The 22,319-nt window shown below is 51.5% G+C and carries 23 protein-coding genes and 1 riboswitch; of the genes, 22 read left to right on the top strand and 1 reads right to left on the bottom strand.

The annotated features are described in order from the left end of the window. From QNH46_RS20925 to QNH46_RS20875, 11 genes are all read left to right on the top strand, one after another. Positions 1-1,035, top strand: a complete 1,035-nt coding sequence (locus QNH46_RS20925) for a glycoside hydrolase family 88/105 protein (protein ID WP_283925873.1) — start codon at positions 1-3, stop codon at positions 1,033-1,035. Between the two features lie 21 nt (positions 1,036-1,056). Beyond that, positions 1,057-1,434 (top strand): sensory rhodopsin transducer, encoded by a 378-nt coding sequence (locus QNH46_RS20920; RefSeq protein WP_283925872.1) that lies wholly within the window; start codon positions 1,057-1,059, stop codon positions 1,432-1,434. 199 nt (positions 1,435-1,633) lie between these two features. Further along, on the top strand, positions 1,634-2,455 hold the full coding sequence (locus QNH46_RS20915) for a LuxR C-terminal-related transcriptional regulator (RefSeq protein ID WP_283925871.1): 822 nt from the start codon (positions 1,634-1,636) through the stop codon (positions 2,453-2,455). Positions 2,456-2,581: 126 nt separating this feature from the next. After that, the gene (locus QNH46_RS20910) at positions 2,582-4,801 is read left to right on the top strand and encodes a peptidase domain-containing ABC transporter (RefSeq protein WP_283925870.1); all 2,220 of its coding nucleotides are present in this window, start codon (positions 2,582-2,584) and stop codon (positions 4,799-4,801) included. A gap of 65 nt (positions 4,802-4,866) precedes the next feature. Then, a complete protein-coding gene (locus QNH46_RS20905) occupies positions 4,867-6,249 on the top strand; it encodes a beta-barrel domain-containing protein (protein WP_283925869.1) in 1,383 nt (460 codons plus the stop codon). 20 nt (positions 6,250-6,269) lie between these two features. Beyond that, positions 6,270-6,551 (top strand): hypothetical protein, encoded by a 282-nt coding sequence (locus tag QNH46_RS20900; RefSeq protein WP_283925868.1) that lies wholly within the window; start codon positions 6,270-6,272, stop codon positions 6,549-6,551. Positions 6,552-6,654: 103 nt separating this feature from the next. Beyond that, a complete protein-coding gene (locus QNH46_RS20895) occupies positions 6,655-7,821 on the top strand; it encodes an ATP-grasp domain-containing protein (protein WP_283925867.1) in 1,167 nt (388 codons plus the stop codon). A gap of 274 nt (positions 7,822-8,095) precedes the next feature. Further along, positions 8,096-8,350 (top strand): Blp family class II bacteriocin, encoded by a 255-nt coding sequence (locus QNH46_RS20890; RefSeq protein ID WP_196427215.1) that lies wholly within the window; start codon positions 8,096-8,098, stop codon positions 8,348-8,350. A 162-nt stretch (positions 8,351-8,512) separates the two neighbouring features. After that, positions 8,513-9,676, top strand: a complete 1,164-nt coding sequence (locus QNH46_RS20885) for a M48 family metalloprotease (protein ID WP_283925866.1) — start codon at positions 8,513-8,515, stop codon at positions 9,674-9,676. Between the two features lie 34 nt (positions 9,677-9,710). After that, the gene (locus tag QNH46_RS20880) at positions 9,711-10,184 is read left to right on the top strand and encodes a GyrI-like domain-containing protein (RefSeq protein ID WP_283925865.1); all 474 of its coding nucleotides are present in this window, start codon (positions 9,711-9,713) and stop codon (positions 10,182-10,184) included. A gap of 141 nt (positions 10,185-10,325) precedes the next feature. Continuing rightward, a complete protein-coding gene (locus QNH46_RS20875; RefSeq protein WP_283925864.1) occupies positions 10,326-11,150 on the top strand; it encodes a Cof-type HAD-IIB family hydrolase in 825 nt (274 codons plus the stop codon). 80 nt (positions 11,151-11,230) lie between these two features. On the opposite strand, the gene QNH46_RS20870 is transcribed toward QNH46_RS20875, so the two are convergent. Then, positions 11,231-11,482 carry a transposase gene (locus QNH46_RS20870; RefSeq protein ID WP_283925863.1) on the bottom strand — a complete coding sequence of 84 codons (252 nt, stop codon included), beginning with the start codon at positions 11,480-11,482 and terminating at the stop codon, positions 11,231-11,233. Positions 11,483-11,728: 246 nt separating this feature from the next. On the opposite strand from QNH46_RS20870, the gene QNH46_RS20865 reads away from it, so the two are divergent. The 11 genes from QNH46_RS20865 (at position 11,729) to QNH46_RS20815 (ending at position 22,204) form a co-directional block, all read left to right on the top strand. Beyond that, positions 11,729-11,893: a hypothetical protein gene (locus QNH46_RS20865; RefSeq protein ID WP_283925862.1), complete on the top strand. Its 165-nt coding sequence runs from the start codon at positions 11,729-11,731 to the stop codon at positions 11,891-11,893. Continuing rightward, positions 11,875-12,288 (top strand): ankyrin repeat domain-containing protein, encoded by a 414-nt coding sequence (locus tag QNH46_RS20860; RefSeq protein ID WP_283925861.1) that lies wholly within the window; start codon positions 11,875-11,877, stop codon positions 12,286-12,288. The genes QNH46_RS20865 and QNH46_RS20860 overlap by 19 nt, the downstream gene beginning before the upstream one ends. 5 nt (positions 12,289-12,293) lie before the next feature. After that, positions 12,294-12,695, top strand: coding sequence for an antibiotic biosynthesis monooxygenase (locus QNH46_RS20855; RefSeq protein WP_283925860.1), 402 nt, complete (start codon positions 12,294-12,296; stop codon positions 12,693-12,695). 58 nt (positions 12,696-12,753) lie between these two features. Then, positions 12,754-12,903: riboswitch (cyclic di-AMP (ydaO/yuaA leader) on the top strand. A 134-nt stretch (positions 12,904-13,037) separates the two neighbouring features. Further along, positions 13,038-14,225 carry a KamA family radical SAM protein gene (locus tag QNH46_RS20850; RefSeq protein WP_283925859.1) on the top strand — a complete coding sequence of 396 codons (1,188 nt, stop codon included), beginning with the start codon at positions 13,038-13,040 and terminating at the stop codon, positions 14,223-14,225. A gap of 169 nt (positions 14,226-14,394) precedes the next feature. Then, positions 14,395-15,546, top strand: a complete 1,152-nt coding sequence (locus QNH46_RS20845; protein WP_283925858.1) for a winged helix-turn-helix domain-containing protein — start codon at positions 14,395-14,397, stop codon at positions 15,544-15,546. Positions 15,547-15,640: 94 nt separating this feature from the next. Further along, positions 15,641-16,954 carry an MFS transporter gene (locus tag QNH46_RS20840; RefSeq protein WP_283925857.1) on the top strand — a complete coding sequence of 438 codons (1,314 nt, stop codon included), beginning with the start codon at positions 15,641-15,643 and terminating at the stop codon, positions 16,952-16,954. 53 nt (positions 16,955-17,007) lie between these two features. Beyond that, positions 17,008-17,949, top strand: a complete 942-nt coding sequence (deoR, locus tag QNH46_RS20835) for a DNA-binding transcriptional repressor DeoR (RefSeq protein WP_283925856.1) — start codon at positions 17,008-17,010, stop codon at positions 17,947-17,949. Positions 17,950-18,128: 179 nt separating this feature from the next. Continuing rightward, on the top strand, positions 18,129-18,794 hold the full coding sequence (deoC, locus tag QNH46_RS20830) for a deoxyribose-phosphate aldolase (RefSeq protein ID WP_283925855.1): 666 nt from the start codon (positions 18,129-18,131) through the stop codon (positions 18,792-18,794). Positions 18,795-18,867: 73 nt separating this feature from the next. After that, positions 18,868-20,049: a phosphopentomutase gene (gene deoB / locus QNH46_RS20825; RefSeq protein ID WP_283925854.1), complete on the top strand. Its 1,182-nt coding sequence runs from the start codon at positions 18,868-18,870 to the stop codon at positions 20,047-20,049. Between the two features lie 20 nt (positions 20,050-20,069). Further along, entirely contained in the window at positions 20,070-20,777 is a 708-nt protein-coding gene (gene deoD / locus QNH46_RS20820) for a purine-nucleoside phosphorylase (RefSeq protein WP_283925853.1), read from the top strand. Positions 20,778-20,902: 125 nt separating this feature from the next. Beyond that, positions 20,903-22,204, top strand: coding sequence for a pyrimidine-nucleoside phosphorylase (locus QNH46_RS20815; RefSeq protein WP_283925852.1), 1,302 nt, complete (start codon positions 20,903-20,905; stop codon positions 22,202-22,204). The last annotated feature ends 115 nt before the right edge of the window (positions 22,205-22,319 follow it).

Genomic DNA, 22,319 nt, shown 5'->3' with positions numbered 1-22,319 from the left:
ATGCCAGCATTGGTTTATGATGAGGCGAAGGTGAAGCAGACGATCGCCCGGGTCGTCGAACGTACGTTTAATATGGATTTCAACTGGGACTGGCCGGGCGGCGTAGCATATTACGGGGTCTGCGAAGCGTACGAGGCAACGGGAAATGAGGAATATTTAACCAAACTGAAAGCCTGGGTCGACGAGCATATGGAGGACGGCCTGCCGAAGCTTTCCGTAAACGGCGTTTCAATCGGCCACTGTCTGCTGACGCTATATCAGGTCTACCAGGACGAGAAATATTTAAACACGGCTGTCGAAATGGCGGAATTTTTGAAAAATAAAGCGGAACGGTTCGCGGATGGTATTTTTCAGCATACGGTGAATTCGGTGAATGACGTATTTCCCCAGCAGGCTTGGGTGGATACGATGTTCATGGCGGGTTATTTTCTGCTGCGCATCGGGCATCTGCTCGGAAACAAGGAATATTTCGAGGACGGCCTGAAGCAGTATCACGGACATGAGGAGTTTCTGCAGGATCCGGACACGAATCTTTACTATCATGGCTGGGATCATTTGAACCAGAACCATATGTCCGGTATCTACTGGGCCCGCGGCAACAGCTGGGCGGCGCTTACGATGTCGAAGGCGCTGCAGTACGTCGAGGTTCAGCACCCATCCTATATGATCATCGACGGCTCTTTGCGGGATCAGCTCAGTGCGCTCGTCAGGCTGCAATCGCCCGAAGGGCTGTGGCATACGGTGCTGGATGACGAGACCTCTTACCTGGAGACCTCCGGATCGGCTGGGATCGCTACGGCGCTGCTGATGCGGGGAAGATTGTACAACAAGTATACGCAAAAATCGATCGAAGGCATTCTGTCTCGGATCAAGGACGACGGCACGGTTACAGACGTTTCGGCCGGTACGGCGGTCATGAATGATGTAGAGGGGTACAAGGAAGTGCCTTGCAAACGGATCCAAGGCTGGGGACAGGGGCTGGCTCTGGTGTTCCTGGCGCAGCTGCTGCGCTCCAAGGAAGATCCGTACAATTAACAAGAAGGGAGAACCGCCAATATGGGAGTTCAAGCAAAAGGACACCGTTTCTGGGTCATTCCCGACGGATATATTCCGCCGGACAGCCGGGGAGAACTCGTCAGCCACGAAAGCATCTGCGTGCTGAATTGCGGGGAGACGCCGGCAAGGCTTGGCATTACCATCTATTATGAAGACCGCGAGCCGCTGGAGGGCATTGAGGCTATTGTTGAAGGCCGCCGCACAAGGCATATTCGCACTACCTCCCTGGAGAGCGGCGGAGAGCGAATCCCTGCCGGAGTGCCTTATGCGCTAACGTTAGAAAGTGATGTTCCCGTCATCATTCAATACAGCCGTCTCGATACGACCCAGCCGGAGCTGGCACTGATGAGCGTCATGGCCTATCCTATTGAAAGTTAGCCGTGTCCTGCTCAAATTTTCATCTAAATTTAGCTTGCTAAAAAACGCCGCGAGGCGTTTTTTTCCTGGGAATGATGCTTATACAGCAACCCTTAAAAGCGCTAAATATTTACAAAACTTAAATTACCAATATAGTTAAAAGGTTATTTTTTAAATATATTATGGTAAAATATCTTAAAAGTAGGAAAGGAGAGATATTTTGAAAAGCGTCTTTAGTTATCAGACGGCGTTACCTGACGGTCAGTGGGTCTATTTGAAGGACGTGAACCAGAGAACGATTCAGCAGTGGAACAGCTCCTTTGCACTTAGCGGGCATCATGTTTACATGGATCAATTGAAGTGTATTTCAGAAGAGGAAATGATCCAAAGATTAGCTACCCACCAAGAGCTGATCTCCGTAGTTGAAGAAGAATTGAAAGCGCTTCACCGATTTTTGATCCGGCCGTTTATATTTTTTTTGACGGATACGGAGGGTGTGACGCTTAGCTTGAGCGGCCCGGAGCATGTGGTCGCTTCGCTAAAGGAGCATAATGTCAGGGTTGGCAGCTTGTTTGATATAAAGCACGCGGGGATCAATGCGCTGTCCGTCGCGATGGAAACGGGCTGCATTGCTGTTATTCGCGGGGAAGAGCATCACCTGAAGCTGTTTGCGGGCTGGTCCTGCATCTGCGCTCCTATCTGCATCAACGGTGAAATTAAAGGATATTTGGACATGTCTTTATCCGTCAACGAAGATATTACATACGTCGTACCGCTGCTGCAGCAATTAATAGACCGCGTCGTAGGGAGACTGCCGGATCCAGAACAGAGGAAGCAGGCGATCTATCTTGCGTTCGATAAATGCGGATTGACCAAACGGGAGAAGGAAATCGGCTATCTCTGGATGCATAATCATTCGGTAGGGCAAATCGCCAAAATGCTGTATATTGCTCCAGGAACCGTGAAAAATACGCTGAAAAATGTCTACAAAAAAACCAATGTCAGCGACAAGGGAGAATTCATTATCAAATTTCATCCTTAAAACGAGCATCAGGGAAATTTAAGCCTCGAAATATCCCTAAAGGGATATTTACAAGGTATATCCCATAAATGGTATAATTTATGAAATGGCCTGTACACAACTAAATTGCGGATGGGACGATCTGAAATGATATTTTTGGGCAAATACCACTGCATTAAGCAATTCGATATCAAAGACTGCGGTGCGGCTTGTCTGGCCACGATTTCTAAGCAGCATGGGCTGAAGATTCCGATATCCCGGATACGGGAGACAGCCGGAACGGACAAGAGGGGTACGAACGTCTACGGTGTCATTAAAGCCGCAGAGAGCCTTGGGTTTACAGCCAAGGGGGTGAAGGCAGCCCAGGAATCCATTTTTGAGCCAATTCCTTTACCGGCCATCGCACACGTCATAATTGATCAAACATTACTCCACTACGTAGTCATACATAAAGTTACAAAGAAGGAACTTATCATTGCCGATCCGGCAAAAGGAATTGTAAAGTATACGCCCGAGGAATTCTTTAAGATTTGGACAGGCGTGCTTATTCTGATGGTTCCGGCGCCTACCTTTCAAAAGGGGGATGAGACGAAAGGATTATTTCCCCGGTTTTTCAGTCTTTTAATTCCTCAACGCAAGCTTATCTTTAGCCTGTTCATGGCGTCAATTCTCTATACCATATTAGGAATTCTCGGTGCATTCTACTTTAAGTTTTTGTTAGATGAAATTTTGCCTCACGGTTTGGACAAGACCTTGCATATGGTCTCCGTCGGCGTTATTGCCTTGACCCTGTTCAGAATATTGTTAAGCGCTTTCCGCAATCATTTGCTGTTATATTTGAGCCAGAAGTTAGATATTTCCTTAATCCTCGGCTACTATCAGCACGTGCTTAAGCTGCCGATGAATTTCTTCGGCACCCGCAAGACGGGAGAAATCATCTCCAGGCTGATGGACGCCTCCAAAGTGAGAGACGCGATATCGGGGGCAACCTTAACGATCATGATCGACGTCATCATGGCGCTGATCGGCGGGTTCATTTTATACTCCCAGAGCCCGTTTCTGTTTGGGGTAACCTCAATGATGATCCCCTTGTACCTCGTGCTTGTATGGGCGTTCCATAAGCCGTTTGAGCGGATGAACCGCAAGCAGATGGAGGACAACGCTCAGCTGAACTCCTACCTGGTAGAATCGATCAACGGGATCGAGACAGTCAAGGCGTACAATGCGGAGCAGAAAGCGAATTTCGAGACGGAGAAGAAGTTTGTTGTTTTGCTGCGGAGCGTGTTCCGCTTCGGTTTTTTCAATAATGTGCAGGCATCATTAAAGGGGCTGGTTCAGGCGCTCGGGGGAATCGTTATTTTGTGGGCAGGAGCCTACCAGGTTATCCGCGGCAATTTGTCGATGGGCCAATTGATCACCTTCAATGCGCTGCTCGCTTATTTCCTCGAACCGATCCAGAATTTGATCAACCTTCAGCCGATGGTCCAGACGGCCGTAGTTGCCGCAGACCGGCTCGGGGAGATTCTGGATCTTACGCCGGAGAAGGAGAAGGGCGAAGACCGGAAGATCAGTCCGGTATCGCTGAAAGGGCAGATCAAGCTCCAGAACCTGGATTTCAGGTATGGCACAAGACAGCTTGTCTTGAAAAACGTGAATTTGACGATCTCTCCTGGGGAGAAAATTGCTTTCGTCGGCGAGAGCGGATCAGGCAAGACGACGCTGATTCAGCTGCTTATGCGTTTCTATTCCCCCGAGAAGGGCGATATTCTCATTAACGACAACAACATTAAGGACATTAACATAGATACGCTGCGCGAGAGGATTGCTTATATTACGCAGGATACGTTTTTCTTCAGCGGTACGATCCGCGATAACCTCTGCCTTGGGATCGATGACGAGACGGAGCTGGAGCGGGTCGTGGAGGCCGCGAAGATAGCCAAGGCTCATGACTTCATTAACGAACTGCCGTTAAGATACAACACGGTGCTGGAGGAGGATGCGTCCAACTTATCCGGCGGACAGAAGCAGCGTCTCGCGATTGCAAGAGCGATCCTGAAGCAGCCGGACATCCTCATTATGGATGAAGCGACGAGCAATTTGGATTCGACGACGGAGAAGGCGATTTCGGAGACCATACATAATCTGCAGGATGTGACTACAATCATCATCGCTCATCGCTTGAGCACGATTATGCGCTGCAACCGGATTTTTGTCATGGATCACGGTGAAATTATCGAGGCCGGAACACATGCGGAGCTTATGGGCCGCGGGGGCAAATATTACGAGCTGTGGAAGGATCAGATTCCGGAAGGGATAAATGAACAGGGCACGCAGGGACAAGGCATGCTGGAGACGGTCAGCAAATAACTGCCACGGCGGATGGAAGGACAATGACCTATCATGAGCACACCAGGGAAGTAGGTAGGACGAATATGAGAACAGTCATTAGGGATATGGGAGAGATCACCGACAGCCGGGAGATCATGGAGGCGCGGACGAGCCCGTTTATCTCGATATTTCTCGGTTTTCTGGTTCTTATTCTAGTTGTCGGGCTGATATGGGCCTCCATAAGCAAAATCGACATCGTGGTCAAGGCAAGCGGCGTAGTGCGTCCGAATGAAAAGGTAAGCCGGATCCAGAACAAGGCCACAGGCAACGTAGAGAGCGTTTATTACACGGCGGGGCAGAAAGTGAAGGCCGGAGATATATTGTATACGCTGCATAAGGATCAGCTAGAAGCGGACAAGCTGGCTGCGGAGCTTGATTTGCAGAAAGCGAAGGAACAGCTGGAGGAGCTGGTACAGTTCAAAGCGCAAATCCTGTCCGGGAACACGCCGGCAAATCCAGAAGCCGCTGGACAGCCTGAACGACTTAGCAGTTTGCTGGATGGCCATTCTACGAAGCAGAAATTTCGCGTGGAACTGATCCGGCTGATGGGATTGCTGGAGCAGGCTGAAGAGAAGCAAAAGCATCTGGAGCTGTTGAAGCAGTCCATCGCTGCAGGTGCAAATCTATTGCCGCCCGCTACGGAATATTATTACAAATTTCAAGACTATCAAATCAAGAAAGAACAGTATGCGCTGCAGGAGCAAACGGCATCCGAGCATTTTAAAATGGCGGTCCGGCAAGACGGGGATGAAAGCGAGGCCAAGCAGAAGCTGGAGGAGGTGCGGCTGCAGGCCAGCGATTATACCAACGGCTTCGAATTGGCGCTGATTACGGCCATAAATGAGAATGACCAGTTGTTGAACAAATTGCAGGGAGAAGCGGATGCTCTGTATTTGCAATTGGCCGAATCCATAGAAGCCGAGCAGGAGCGTGTAAAGAGCCTGGAGGAACGCCTGCAGAATCTGGATTTCGCGCTAAGGGATTATGTAATCACTGCTCCGATCGATGGAACCGTCAACGTTATAACCGATATCAATGCGGGGGATCTGCTGCAAACAGGAACGGAATTGCTGACGATTCTGCCGGAGAACGATTCCGAATTCATGATGAAGCTGGCGATATCCAACCAGGACGTGGCGAACATCAAAGTAGGGGATACGATCAAATATAGTTTTTTTGCCCTTCCTTCCAATGACTACGGCATGCTGCAGGGTACGGTGCGATCCATTAGCGGAGATGCGGTTATGAACCAGCAGGATGGATACAGCTATTATGCTGTCGAAGCCGATATCCAGAACAAGCCGCTCCAGAGCAAGAAAGGAGAGGATGCTTACATCAAGACAGGGATGATGGCCGAAGCGCAAATCATTACGAGAAGCGAGACGGTGCTTGAATATATGTTGAAAAAGCTAGATTTGAAGCAGTGACTGGAAAGGAGGTGAAAATAATGAAAATTACACTCGATCCAATGCAAAAGGATTCCATTAGCTCTCATTTTAATGTCGAAATCAACGCAGTCGAAATTTCCCCTGAGGAAATGCAGCACATCGACGGCGGAAGCCTGGAGCGTCCAATCGTTACGACACTGGCTGTCGGTGAAGAAGGCGATGGCCCGATCATGACGACGCTGGCACTTGGCGAAGAAGACGGCGGACCGATCGCTACGACGCTGGCGCTCGGCGAAGAAGGCAGCGCTACAACGTTGGCGCTGGGCGAAGAATGTTTCTAATGCTTAGCAACAAAGGGGGTAATTGTCTTATTGACATTTATCCCCTTTGTGCTTATTTTACAAAATTATCAATTCGTATGTGTAACAGAGAAGGAGGTAACTCATGCCAATCCTCGTGGTCAATCCCATGAACGATGTTCACTGTCGTCATATGGTAACGATGCTCAGAGAGAGGGGGATCGAATATAAGGAGCTTGGCTCGCCGAAGCTGAATGATTATGCGGCCGTCAACGGTGAGCTGATCTATAACGGGGAGCCATTGCGAAGGCTTCGCTCCGTTTATTTCCGCAGCATTATGACGCATAATCCCAATCAGCTGGCTGGAGGCACTGCGGCCGACCGGTACAACAATCAGCTCCAGTTCTCAGCCCAGGTTGAGGCAGTACGGGGCTGGATGCACGCCCTTCATGAGGAAGGGGCGAGAGTTATCAACGCGCCGAGCAACTCATCGAAATACTATCAATTGAACGCCCTCCATAGACTAGGCATTCCCCTGCCCAGAACCTGTATTACATCTAACCCGGAAATCGCCCGCAATTTCATTTCTGAGGTGAAGGGCGCGGTTTGCAAACCGCTTCCTGGAGGCAGTTATTGCCGAAAGGTGACCCCAGAGCTGCTGGAGCAGCTTGATGCCATCAGCAATGAGCCTGCGATATTCCAGGAGGAGATCCCTGGGGACGACATTCGCGTCAACATGCTGGCCGGACAAATGATTTCTGCTCATAAAATTATCAAATCGAATCCGGATATTCTGGATTACCGGACCGACCCGGAATATCATTCCGGAGAAGTGCAATATGAGAGCGTTGACCTGCCTGAAGGCGTTGTCAGCTTCTGTGCCAAAGCGATGGAGCAGCTGGGGCTCCGATTCAGCGGTATAGATCTGAGAAGGACTCCGGACGGCGAGTTCGTGCTTATTGAATGCAACAGCATGCCGGCTTTTCTCGATATCGAGCTGAAGACGGGCGCACCGATAACGGCCCGTTTAATCGAAGATTTGCAGGAGGCTCCCCTAATTGAACGCCCCTCATCCTATTCTGCGGCCGGCACCTATGCTAGAAAGAGAGAGCCAGGGAACCATGCCTACTTATTCGACTACTATGACGTCATGAGCAATTGGAGAAAGCAGGCTAGCAAGTTTAAAGATCGCATTATCGTCAACTTGAATGAGGAACAGAAGGTCCAGATGCTGAAGCAGACCGGATCGCCTAAGGCGCAGATGGAGCTGGAGATCCATGACGGCAAGGTAAAAGTGCTGCGAGTCTGGTAAATCACTCAAATTAGCCCTCAGGGGATATTTACTTATTTTGTCATATTGTTAATAATATAGTTAATTGGAGAAACTAACCAGAAAGAGGTAAATACCCATGGCAATTACTATTATCTTCTCGTTCATTGTAGGGTTTGCCGCTGTCTTTATTTATAGCCTGTATGTCAAAAGAAGAAACAACGGAGGGAAGTAGCAAAGGCGTACTTTAGTTAGACATTTACATATAATGCACAGCTCTTAACTAAAGTAAATATTATTTTAAGGAGGAGAATTTATGGATTCTGTTATGCAACTGAATGGCTTTAGCGAACTGTCTCTTCATGAAATGATGGCAATTGACGGCGGCGGTGATTTCAGCTGGAGCGATCTGGGGAAATCGGTAGTCGGCGGTGCGGCCAGTGGTGCCATCGGCGGCGCAGCTAGCGGAGCTTTGGCTGGCGGTGTCGGTGCTGGACCAGGAGCGCTCGTAGGCGGAGCCGCGGGAGCGGTTGGCGGAGCTGCAGCTTATCTTCTTACGTTCTGGTGGTAATTGCCAATAGGCCGTCCAATCTGGCAGCAGCCTTTTGGACAAGCTGATCAACATTAACGATAATCATTTGATGATTTCAGTCGGGCATTCCAGCCCGGCTGAATCGTCGTTTATAGAATAAAGCAAATCTGAATCTAAAGGCAGTTATAACGGAGTGAGGCCATGATTGCAGCAAAGATCATTTTATCCATCATCATTTATTTGTTTAATGCAGTGATTGCCATAATTATTAGCAATCTTACGATTCAGCGTTACAAGGCAACGGGATCCAAGGAACGGGCCTTGTATTTGTTCGGAACGATAAGATTCACTCATTACATATACTACGTAGTTTCGATGGTTGCGATCATCATGCTGCTGGCCAGCTTTTTGCCAAAGACGAAGCTAAATTTTGTTCTCATAACGACGCTGCCATTTGCCTATTTGATGCTCAGTACGATCCTGAGCCAGGCTATTTATCACCGGGTCAGCAGAATCGTTCGAGATGTCGGAACTTCCATGCGGAAGGAACTGGCGATGGCGGCCAAGTCCAGCATTCTAATGTACTTGCCAGCACTCGTTGTGCTGCCGCTCAGATTCAATTGGATGAAGATCGAGCTAAGCGGTCTATGGTCCTGTCTGTTCATATTCATCGGAATCGCGGCCTATAACCTTGCGTATCCTTATCTGCTTCGCATTACTTTATCGGCCAGGCCGCTGAGGGATGAGAGGAAGAAGGCGGATATCGAGGGGTTTTTGCACAAACATGAGATGAAGCGGGTACAGGTATTTGAATGGCCGACAACTGACAGCAAAGTAGCTAATGCGCTCGTCTGCGGCCTGATTTATAAGCAGGTGTTCGTAGCCAGCTATTTGCTGGAGAATCTTTCGTTAGATGAAGTAAATGCCATTCTTGCCCATGAGATCGGTCATATCAGAAGGTTCCATTTATGGATTAAAGCCGTTCTGTTCGTTGCGGCAATTCCTTTATTTTTAGGCCTGACGTCGTTGATGGATCAAGCAGAGGCTAATGGGTTTCACATACCCATACCTGTCGGGGTTGTTTTTATTTTGGCTCTGCTGCTGGGATATTTGTGGTTTGTGAGCTCGTACGTATCGAGAAAGCTGGAGAGGGATGCGGACGAATACGTGTTAAAGATGGGAATACCAGCGAAGGTATTGATTGCCGCACTAACCAAACTGGCCGAATTGAACCATTCCGTGTTATCGATTCACAGATTCATCGAGAAGCTGCAGACGCATCCTTCGTTCGAGCACCGGATTCAGTGGATTCAAAGTGCTGCACAGCGCCGCTATGGGACGGAAGAGCGGACGATTCCCAAATAAGAAAACATATCTAATAATCCAGGAGGTATATAGGATGGAGCAGACGATTCAAATCGAAACCGGGAAGAGCATCAGATTTGAGAATGTGGCTTCCTATCGCGCAAGAATGAAGCAGTCCGAGATTGATCATAGGCTGGGCCAATTCGTTGCCGTTTTGAAAGGCAGCGGAGCTAAACGCAACGGACCGATGATCTCCGCTACTTTCGCAATAGATCATGATTCGGAAGAGCAGGTTCTGGACATGGAGTTTATGTTCCCGGTCGATCGGCCACTGGATTTGCCGGAGCCTTACGGATTCAAACCGATGTTTCAGCTGGTGAATGCGGTTCATACCAGGTATGCCGGAGATCCCGAAGGCTTGGACCGGGTATTCACAGAGCTGGTGGATTACATCCACCGCAACAAGATGATCCAGGTCTCTACCGGATACACGCTATCCATTCAACCGCCCGCCGGCGCGGAGCCGTGCTTCGATGTGTATATTGTGGTGAACGAGTCTATTCTATAACGCAAACTATTAGGTTCGTTGGATTAAACTAGCGAAATAATACCCTCAAGCTCATTCAGAGATGGTATGCTATGTATATTGCGATACTAAGCAGCTAGCTTCATAGCTTATCGACAGAATGAGTGGAGGGGACATAGAGAGATGAATTATAAAATGATCGTGCTGGATTTGGATGATACGCTGCTGCGGGATGACCATACGATTTCGCCTCGCACGAAGCAGGCGCTGATGGATGCGCAGGAGGCAGGAATGAAGGTGGTGCTGGCCTCCGGCCGCCCGACCTTTGCTATGACGCATATCGCCAAGGAATTAGAGCTGGAGAAATACGGCAGCTTTATTCTATCCTTTAATGGGGCGAAAATTACCAATTCCGCAACCCAGGAGGTCTTGTTCAGCAGTACTTTGACACCGGAAACGGCCCATGAGCTGTACGCAATCAGCAAGCAGGAGGGCGTATGGATCCATACTTACGTTGGCGATGATATCGTGACTCCGGCACATAATAAGTATACGGATATCGAAGGCGAAATTACGGGGATGCGGATTGTCGAGGTTGAGGATTTTATTGCAGCGGTTCAGGAGCCGGTCGTAAAGGTGCTCATGGTCGATGATCCGGAGAAGCTGGTTGCTTTGGAGAGCAAGCTGCAGCCGCAGCTGGCAGGGGAGCTTAACGTCGTTCGCTCCAAGCCCTTCTTCCTGGAATTTACGGAGGCGGGCGTAGATAAGGGGACGAGCCTGCACCATCTCATCCAGCAGCTGGGTATCAAGCGGGAAGAAGTTATAGCGATCGGGGATAGCTATAATGATCTGGCGATGATTGAATTTGCCGGGCTTGGCGTAGCCATGGGCAATGCTCCCGACGATATTAAGGCTGTCGCAGATTATGTAACCGACACGAATATGGAAGACGGCGTAGCTAAAGTCGTCGAGAAATATATGCTGAATCAAGCGGCATCTACCGTCTAGACACGGAAATAGAAACATAGCCATATGTACGATGAGCGTTGCCGGGGGCAGCGCTCTTTGTGCTGTTGGCGATGATCCATTCAGTAATAAACGGCGATTTGTGCGATTTCCCGTTGTTGTTCATCGATCATTTGAGATTGCTGGCGAAGAGTTTCGCCTTGGTTAACGGGTTCATTTTCAAATTCTCGATACTTTCCGACCCAGTTTCGTAATGTACCGGGGTTAATGTTTAACTCGTTTGCGATCTCCTCGAGTGACTTGGTTTGTTCTTGCACATACTTTACGGCTTCACGTTTAAATGTTTCGTTATACCGTTGTCTCGTCTCACTCATTTCGACACCTCTTTATCTTATTAGACTCATTATCTATTTTTGCACTAAGAGATGTCCACTTTTTATTCTAACTGCAGAATTACATCTAGTTACCTGAATCTGATCATTTAGTCATAAATCCGTAGTTTATTTTAGTGGAGGGAAAGATTCCACCCCTCTTATTGACAATGAGAATCATTATCAATAGAATGGAATTGATCAATCATTGAGAATGCTTATCAATTATGTAGAATGGAGGAATGGAAGATGAACCAAGCATCATTGGTATATATATCATGGCTTCTCATTATCAGTGCGGCGGTGTGCCGAAGAGAGGGCGAGCGGCAACGAGAGAGCGATGAACAGAAACAGAGAGCGAGAGGTTCGGACAGCACGGGCAAGGAGGGGTATACATGCCAAGAGGGCCTTTAAATCACGAGCTGGTACGTGAATTTATTGTAGCGGCGCATGGCGATTATGATGAGGTGGCAAGGCTGCTCAAGCAGGAACCCGCACTCGTTCATGGGGTCATTGATTGGGGGAGCGGCGATTGGGAGAGCGCCCTCGGCGCCGCATCGCATACCGGGAATTTCAGCATTGCAAGGCTGCTGCTGGCGCACGGGGCACGGATGGATATTTTTGCTGCGGCTATGCTTGGAGAGCTGAACGTCGTTAAAGCGATCGTCGAAAATCACCCCGAGACCGTCTATGCCAAAGGCCCGCACGGTATATCGCTGATTCGCCACGCCGAGGCTGGGGGAAATGCCGCCATTTTCGTCCATGAGTATTTAAGTTCATTTCTATCGAAAGAAGTGGTCGGAAAATGATGGTGATGATGAAGGCCATCCAAACGATCCGGGTTCGAAAAGGCAGGGTAAATGAAGTATTGTCCCGCTTCAGGACGCCTTCACCGGTTCATTCTTTTGAAGGCTTCCTGCTCATGGAAGTGCTGATCAAGGATAACAGCCAGGAATGCGACGAGCTGCAGGTTTGCACGACATGGGAGGATAGGCGGTATTTTGACAAATGGTCAACGAGCAGAGCTGCGCGAACGCTGCACAGCAAAGTCAGGGAGCTTAAGCCGGAAGACAGCTCCATCATTGGCTCCGAGCTGGCGACTTATGAAATAGCGGCGCTGTATGAGCCGCCTCGCCAAAAGCTTGACCCCGAACGGATCATGACAGGGCAGATGACAGAAAATAACATTAAACGTCAAATTTTAAGAATATTATAATTATTCCAATTCTCTTGTTAATTGCCCTAAGGTTGACAATCTTTCCCTTACACCGTATCATAGACACACGCTTAGTTTCTTGGTGATAGCCAGGAAAGCGGGGGAACCAGTTTTTTTTCTTGGGGCGAATCACTCATTCCTATGAGGTGTAGGGTACCATCTTACCCGAGTCCGTCAGCTAACCTCGTCAGCAGTGGATGGGTCTGTTTTAAATCATTAATTACGTCTCTTTAGACCCTGTTTTGGGGTCTATTTTTGTCTTCTGACCCTTGCTGGCGCAGCTGTGTCTAGACCCCCGGTTTGGGGTCTTTTTTGTTGATTACTAGGAAGGAGGATGTACAAATGACAAAGGCGAAAACGAAGTACATTACGAATCTGGACAGACTGACGATGATTCCGGAGGAGGAGCGGGCGCGTTTGAAACCGATTACGGAGAAGTTCGTATTTCGGGTGAACGATTATTATTTGAGCCTGATTGACTGGAACGATCCCCAGGATCCGATTCGCAAGCTGGTTATCCCGAATGAAGGGGAGCTAGAGGAATACGGCCGCTGGGATGCGTCAGACGAGGATACCAACTATGTCGTGCCGGGCTGTCAGCACAAGTATACGACGACAGCTCTGCTGATCGTGTCGGAGGTGTGCGGCGCGTACTGCCGATATTGCTTCCGCAAGCGTTTGTTCCGCAATGACGTGAAGGAGGCCATGTCCGATGTACAGCCGGGGATCGATTATATCGCCAAGCATCCCGAAATCAACAACGTCCTGTTGACCGGCGGGGACAGCCTCATTCTGGCTACGGAGAAGCTGCGGGGAATTCTGGCCCAGCTGCGTGAAATCGAGCATGTTAAGATCATTCGTCTTGGCTCCAAGATTCCTGTATTTAATCCGATGCGCATTTACGAGGACGAGGAACTGCTCGATGTGATCCGCACCTTTTCCACGCCGGAGCAGCGCATTTACGTCATGGCTCATATTAACCATCCGCGCGAAATTACGGCGGAAGCGAGACGCGGCTTCCAGGCACTGCATGAGGCTGGCGCGATCGTAGTCAACCAGACCCCCGTGCTAAAAGGCATCAACGATGACCCTGTAGTGCTTGGCGAACTGCTGGATAAGCTGTCCTGGGCAGGGGTTACGCCTTACTACTTCTTCGTGAACAGGCCGGTAGCCGGGAACCGGGATTTCGTCCTTTCCCTGGAAGAGGTCTACCGGATCGTCGAGGAGGCGAAGGCGCGCACATCCGGGCTGGGCAAACGCGTCAGACTGTCGATGAGCCATACGTCGGGCAAGATCGAAATTCTAGCAATTGAAAACGGCAAGGCCTATTTGAAATATCACCAGTCCCGTGACGGGGATTACGGCAAATTGATGATCCTCGATTGTCCGAAGGATGCGTCCTGGTTCGACGACCTTCCCGGCAATGAACAGTATTGGAAGCAGCCGGAGAAGAAGACGGATGAAATCGTCTCTGTAAACGAGCTGCCCGATTTTCCACAGAAGAGAAAACGTACGCCTGCCATGTTATAACATAATAGAACATAGTAAATCATCCCCTGAGGGGCGGCCTAAAGCAATATTGACCGCCTCCTTCGGGGATTTTTATTTTGCACCCAGATCGGTTGCGCGCTTTTCATTTCTCAGGAGGGCGGTGATCGATTATGATAAATCTAATAAGACATTTGGAGAAGGGGTAGTTATGGAGAGACTGACATTCGATCCTTCCGGCTACAAAGTAAAATGGGGCTCCGAGAGCATCACGCTGCTGGCGAAGGAGTTCGCGCTGCTGCAATTTCTGTATCGTCACCGCGACAGGGCTTTTACGCGCGATCAGCTCCTTGATCGGGTGTGGACGATGGAATACCCGGTAGAGCGGACAGTGGATGATCATATTTACCGCCTGAGGAAGAAGCTGTCTCCCTGGGCGCATATTCGCATCAATACTGTGCGGGGATACGGATACAGCCTGACCGTCGGGGAACCGAAATCCGTAATGAATCCGTCGGTTGGCGATCGCGAGGTTAATTCCTCGGTGCGGGATATTTTCAAGAAATACCACCTGTTCGGTCAAGGCAAATCGATGCTGGCGCTGGCTACGCAGAAGGACATACTCGGCTTCGAGCTGGATCCGTTCTACGCCGTTTATTTGAAATTCCTACAAGGCGATATCACCTGGTTCCTGGAAGCGGACGGCCTGCCGCTGCAAACCCGGCTGTACTGGCTGCTGATTTTATACCGAGGGACAAATCCCGAGCCGGAGCAAATACTGCGCTATTGTGAACAGGCCATTGCCCGGCAAGCCCTTTCTCCGGAGGAGCATCGCGAAATGCGTATACTTAACATTCTTGAGGTGTATGCGGATGCCGGACTTGAAGTGGAGGCGATGAAGCGGTTCGCAGAGACGAGGAAGACGGTTGAGGCGGATGGGCTCAGCGGGTTTGTCATGCCGGTAGCTCTTATGGAAATATATGTTTGCGTGCTGGCCGGAGAGCTTGAGGAAGCGGACAAGGTGGCGGAACGATTGGCCCGCTTGCTCGAGGATATGCCGTATTTGCGGGAAATCGGACGTTTTCGCATCGTTCAGGGGCTTTTGGATTTGGCGCGCGGCCGCAAAAAGGAGGCGGAGCAAAAGTTTGATGAAGGTCTGGATGTGCTGGAGATGTCGCTGAACGTCCCGCTTCGGATCATTTCGCTCTGCCAAATACTGCGATATATCGACCGGAAGCATCCTGGCCTGGAAATGCAGCACAAATATGCGTCGCTTTATGATTCTTTGGATGAAGAGCTAGGACTATCGAAATATAAGAAGGAGATGGAAGCCGTCATTGGCAGAGCATTATCTCTATCATAGCTGCCTGCGGCCGTGGCCCAGGCCGTCTGATCATCCTCTGACAATCGCCGGATAGGATAAGGGTATCTAGAGATACGAAAGGACAGATTACCCTATGACACAAAAAGATCGCTCTTCCCTCTTATCGATACGCAGCTTCAGGCATATGTTTGGAGCTTATGCGCTTGCCTCCTTTGGCGATTGGTTCGACGCGCTCGCCATACAGGTGCTCGTCGCTTACCGGTGGGGCGTGGACCCGGTGCTGCTGGCCCTTATCCCGGTGACGATGGCGCTGCCGGCGGTGCTGCTCGGCTCCTTCGCCGGAACGGTCGCGGACCGGGTGCGTAAAGCGCGGCTCATGATGGTCTGCGACCTAATTACCGTGGTGCTGACGCTATGCATTTTGGCTGCGCCCAACATGGCCTGGCTGCTCCCGCTGCTGGCGCTGCGAGCCTCCTGCGGCGTGTTCCACGTGCCTGCCCAGCAGGCGCTGACACGGCAAGTCGTGCCGCCGACTCTGCTGTTTCAGGCGACATCCTTCAACGGTCTGGTGAACCAGTCCTCGAAGGTGGCCGGCCCGCTGCTTGGCGCGATGACGCTGACAGCGCTGTCGCCTCAGGCGTGCATTATACTTAATGCCGGAGCAAGGCTGCTGTCGGCCGTACTGCTGCTCCCGCTGCGCGCGCTTCCGGCCTCCCATCCTGCAGAGGAGCCGCTGCAGAGGACGGATTCCGGACGGGGAAGGGCCTGGGATGCTTTTCTCCAAAATTGGCGCGAAGGCTGGCTGTATCTTTTTCAGGCTAAAAAAGTGCTGTATACGATGATGTTCGGCTTTGTCGGCTTGACCGCGCTGCTGATGATCGATTATCAGTTCCCGACGCTGCTGCGTGCGATCGATTCCGCGAATGAATCGCTGATCGGCTGGCTGGTGTCTGCGATCGGAGCGGGGGCCGTGGCCGTGATTGTCATCCTTAATCGGTTGAATCGCATCGGCTACGGCTGGGGACTCGGCGGGGGCTATGTGCTGATCGGGACCGGGATCGCCCTTCTGGGGCTGTGTCCGCCGGGGACCGGCGTTCTGCTGCTTCTCGGACTCGGTGCACTGATCGGCATCGGCAACGGCATGTATATGGTAACGCAAAATTATATTCTGCAAAAAGAGACCTCCGAGCAGATGATCGGCCGGGTATTCGGCATTCAGAACACGATCGTCAGTCTGGTGATGCTGGCTGCACCTTTGATTGGCGGCTTTTTGATCAAGCTGGTCCAAGCCGGCGCGGCCTTTATGCTTATTGGCGCAGTCACCGCATTGATTGGTCTGGCGGGTATTGCGTTTCGTTCCGCGATTTGGGGCGTTTCGGCGCCGTCGCTGGAGCCAAGCCGCAATCCAGCCACGGCTGCTGGCAAGGGAGCCGGGAAGGCACTATAATGGTTGGAAAGCAATGGCACTGCCATTAATTTACGTCAAAGTAGGATGCATATATGGAAAAGGACAAGCGTAGCCTGAGTATCGAGGCGGCCAGACTGTACTATATTTCAGATTACAGCCAGCAGGAAATCGCGGAACGGCTTGGTGTATCTCGCCCCACGGTATCCCGTTTGCTCCAGCATGCGAAGGAGCAGGGGTACGTCCGCATCAGCATCGTCGATCCTATAGAGGATTTGAATGCGCTGGCTGACCGCGTCAAGATGAAATACGGTATCGACAAGGTGCTGGTTTGCCATTCGCCGCAGAACGAGTATCAGGAAATTCAGGAGCATATTAGCAGGAAGGCAGCCGACTATTTGTACGAAACGGTGAAGGATGCAGACATCATCGGTGTGACCTGGGGAACGACCATGCATAAAGTGGCGCTCCATTTGCGGCCCAAGCAGCTGCGCGGCGTCGAGGTTGTGCAGCTTAAAGGAGGCGTCAGCCACTCCCGCACGAATACGTATGCAGCGGAGACGGTGCATTTATTTGCGGAGGCATATGGTACCGTGGCGCGTTACCTGCCGCTGCCCGTCATTTTCGACAGCATCCCCCTCAAGCAATTGGTCGAGGAGGACCGGCATATCCAGCGGATCATCCAGCTCGGGAAGCAGGCGAATATTGCAGTTTTCACGGTAGGGACGATTCAGGAGGATGCCCTGCTGTTCCGGCTTGGCTATTTCAGTGAGGAAGAGCAGAGACTGTTACGGCACCGGGGGGCTGGGGATATTTGCTCCCGCTTTTTTGATGCGGAAGGAAACATTGTCAGCGATGACATCAACAACCGGACTGTAGGTATTGATTTGTCCGACCTGCGCCGGAAGGAGAAGTCTATCCTTGTAGCAGGCGGGCAGCGCAAGCTGACTGCCATCCGGGCAGCGCTCAATGGCAAGTACCCGAATATTCTGGTGACCGATCAATTTACGGCGCAAGCATTGTTAGAGGACGATTAGGCAGCCACTGAGGCTGGCATAGCCGCGTTGGACGAGTTAGCTGAATGGACTGAACATAATTTCAATCGTAGATATACATTTGTTCACACGGGTGTTAAGATTGGGTATAAGACAGTATAAGATAGTTCAGACGTGCATCATTTATGGCATGAATACAAACGATAGAGGAGAGCGTAATTATGAGTATAGCTGGCATGATCGATCATACGCTGCTGCGGTCTGACGCGACGACAGAAGATATCAAGAAACTGACCGACGATGCGAAGGAGTACGGATTCGCTTCAGTGTGCGTGAACCCGGCGTGGGTAGCCTATTCCGCGGAACAGCTTGCAGGTACGAAGGTGAAGGTGTGCACCGTCATCGGCTTCCCGCTTGGCGCCTCCACGTCGAAGACGAAGGCTTACGAGACGGCCGATGCGATTGACAGCGGCGCAACTGAGGTCGATATGGTCATCAATATCGGGGCGCTGAAGTCCGGTGATGACAACACCGTTCTTCGCGATATTCAGGCCGTTGTCGATGCGGCTGCGGGCAAGGCTTTGGTTAAAGTTATTATAGAGACATCTCTCCTGTCGGACGAGGAAAAGGTAACAGCCTGCAGACTGGCTGTGCAGGCCGGCGCTGACTTCGTGAAGACATCCACCGGTTTCCAAGGCGGAGGAGCGACAGTCGAGGATATCGCCTTGATGCGCCGGACCGTAGGTCCAGACGTAGGCGTAAAGGCCTCTGGCGGAGTCCGCAGCCTGGAAGACGTCAAACGGATGATTGAGGCCGGCGCGACCCGCATCGGCGCAAGCTCAGGGGTGCAGATCGTGAAGGGAGAGCAGGGCAACAGCGCTTATTAACCGGCGCATCCTCCGCAGCAATCGATAATAGATGATCAACGCTCATAGCGCAGAAAGGAAGCAGTGAGGGAGCATGGCAAAATTCAAGAGAATCCATCTGATCGTACTGGACTCCGTCGGCATCGGCGAAGCGCCGGATGCGGCCGAATTCGACGACGTGGGCGCGGATACGTTTGGGCATATCGCCGAGGCCTGCGACGGGCTCAACATGCCGAACATGGCCAAGCTCGGCTTGTCCAATATCAAGCCGGTCAAGGGCGTGCCTAAGGCGGACAAACCGCTGGCCTACTATACCAAGATGCAGGAGGCCTCGCGGGGCAAAGATACGATGACCGGGCACTGGGAAATCATGGGACTGTATATTGATACGCCGTTTCGCGTCTTCCCGGATGGTTTCCCGGAGGAGCTCATTCGCCGCATCGAAGAGAAGACGGGCCGCAAGGTTATCGGCAACAAGCCGGCCAGCGGGACGGAGATCATCGATGAACTGGGCGAAGAGCATATGAAGACGGGCGCGCTGATCGTCTATACTTCCGCCGATTCCGTGCTGCAAATCGCTACTCATGAAGAGGTAGTGCCGCTGAAGGAGCTGTACGAAATTTGCGAGTTCTGCCGCGAAATTACTTTGGACGATCCTTACATGCTTGGCCGGATTATCGCCCGTCCGTTTGTCGGCGAGCCGGGAAATTTCACGCGAACATCGAACCGGCACGACTATGCGCTCAAGCCGTTCGGGCGCACGACGATGAACGAGCTGAAGGACGCCGGCTTCGACGTGATCGCCCTCGGCAAGATCTCCGACATTTACGACGGAGAAGGGGTGACCAAGGCGGTGCGCACGGTGTCCAATATGGATGGCATGGATAAATTGGTCGAGACGATCAAGACGCCATTTAGCGGGCTATCCTTTATAAACCTGGTGGATTTCGATGCCGTCTATGGTCATCGGCGCAACCCGAAGGGCTACGGCCAGGCGCTTGAGGAATACGATGCCCGCCTGCCAGAGGTGTTTGAGCTGCTGCAGGACGATGACCTGCTGATTATTACGGCGGATCACGGCAACGATCCGACCTATAAGGGAACGGATCATACACGCGAATACGTGCCGCTGCTGGTGTATTCGAAGTCTTTTGCCGGAGAAGGACAAGAGCTGCCGCTGCGCAAGACCTTTGCGGACATTGGGGCAACCGTGGCGGATAACTTTGGGGTAAAAATGCCGGAGCATGGAGTAAGCTTCCTGGCTGATTTGAAATAAAAATAGAGGAGGAAGCCGTGATGAGTGTACACATCGCAGCTAAGCAAGGAGACGTTGCGGATACGATTTTGCTGCCGGGCGATCCGCTGCGGGCAAAGTATATTGCCGAAACCTATTTAAGCGACGTGACTTGTTATAACGAAGTGCGCGGAATGCTTGGTTTTACAGGGACCTACCAAGGCAAGCGGGTGTCCGTGCAGGGCACCGGAATGGGCATTCCATCCATTGGAATTTACGTTCATGAGCTGATTCAGGAATACGGGGTAAAAAACCTGATGCGCGTAGGTACTTGCGGGGCGATGCAGGAGCATGTTCATGTACGGGAGGTCATTCTCGCCCAGGCGGCGTGCACGGATTCCAGCATAAACCGGCACACCTTCGGCGGTTATGATTACTCGCCGATAGCCAGCTTTCAACTGCTCAAGGCCGCCTATGAACGCGGAGCAGCCAAAGGGCTGAACATGCACGTCGGCAATGTCTTTACTTCCGATGTGTTCTACCGCGACGACAAGTCTGTCGTCAAGAAGCTGATGGAACACGGAGTGCTCGGCGTGGAAATGGAGACGACGGCGCTTTATACGATCGCAGCCAAGTTCGGCGTGAACGCGCTCACCATTCTCACCGTAAGCGATCATTTGATCACCGGGGAAGAGACGACGGCCGAAGAGCGCCAGACGACATTCCATGACATGATGGAGGTTGCGCTGGAGACGGCGGTTTCATTGTAGTTTTCTTTCGTTTTTACAGTTTTCGGCGATAAGGAAGCTCGGATTGCTGGATGAAAGTCAGGTTATGGGACGCGGTAACGCTATGCAAGGGCAGCTAATCAGATCAGAGTGAGGGAGAATCTACGATGAGAATGGTGGATTTGATTGAGAAGAAACGCGACGGGCATGAGCTTACGACCGAGGAAATCAATTTCATTATCGAAGGTTATACGCGAGGCGAAATTCCTGATTATCAGGTAAGCGCGCTAGCCATGGCGATCTATTTCAAGGATATGAGCGAGCGTGAACGGGCCGACTTAACGATGGCGATGGCCCATTCCGGCGATATGATCGACCTGTCGGCGATCGAAGGAGTGAAGGTAGACAAGCATTCCACCGGGGGAGTTGGCGATACGACGACGCTAATTCTTGCTCCGCTGGTCGCTGCGCTGGATATCCCCGTAGCCAAAATGTCGGGACGGGGGCTGGGCCATACGGGCGGCACGACCGACAAGCTGGAGGCGATCCCGGGCTTCCATGTCGAGCTGGCCAAGGAGGAGTTCGTGAAGCTCGTCAACGAGCATAAAATCGCGGTCGTCGGCCAGAGCGGCAACTTGACGCCGGCGGATAAGAAGCTTTACGCGCTGCGGGATGTAACGGCTACAGTCAATTCGATTCCACTGATCGCCAGCTCGATTATGAGCAAGAAAATCGCCTCCGGTTCGGATGCGATCGTCCTGGACGTGAAGACGGGTGCGGGCGCCTTTATGAAGACCGTAGAGGACGCCAAGGAGCTTGCGCATGCCATGGTCAGCATCGGCAACAATGTTGGCCGCAGAACGATGGCGGTCATTTCCGACATGAGCCAGCCGCTAGGCAGGGCGATCGGCAATGCTTTGGAGGTCCGTGAGGCGATCGACACCTTGCGCGGCACCGGGCCGAAAGACTTGGAGGAGCTCTGCCTGGCCCTTGGCCGCCAGATGGTCTTCTTGGCAGGCAAGGCTGCTTCGCTGGAGGAAGCGGAGGAGAAGCTGCGGGAGGTTATCCGCAGCGGGAAAGCGCTGGAGAAATTCAAGGAATTCATTGCAAATCAGGGCGGAGACGCTTCGATCGTCGATAATCCTGACAAGCTGCCGACGGCTGCATATCGGATTGAAGTGCCGGCGAAGAAAGACGGCGTTGTCGCATCCATCGTCGCTGACGAGATTGGCACCGCGGCCATGCTCCTCGGAGCGGGCCGGGCGACGAAGGAATCGGAAATCGATCTGGCGGTCGGCCTGATGCTCAACAAGAAAATCGGCGACAAGGTGGCGGCTGGCGAGTCCCTGGTGACGATTCATGCCAACCGCGAAAACGTCGAAGAAGTCATCGAGAAAATTTATGCGAATATTACGATTGCCGAGCAGGCGACAGCACCTGCGCTCATACACGGCTTTGTGACTGAGTAGCTAGGCTGGCGAGTGAAATCTGCCTTCCCAAATCAATGGGAGGCAGATTTTTTTGCATTTGCAGGATAATTCCGAAAAAATCAAACCTCATTCCTAAATATCGCACCTCCCCAAA

Origin of the sequence: Paenibacillus woosongensis, from assembly GCF_030122845.1 — a bacterium.
Lineage (GTDB): Bacteria > Bacillota > Bacilli > Paenibacillales > Paenibacillaceae > Fontibacillus > Fontibacillus woosongensis_A.
Note: the sequence above shows the minus strand (reverse complement) of the source record. Positions and strands in the feature narration are given on the sequence as shown.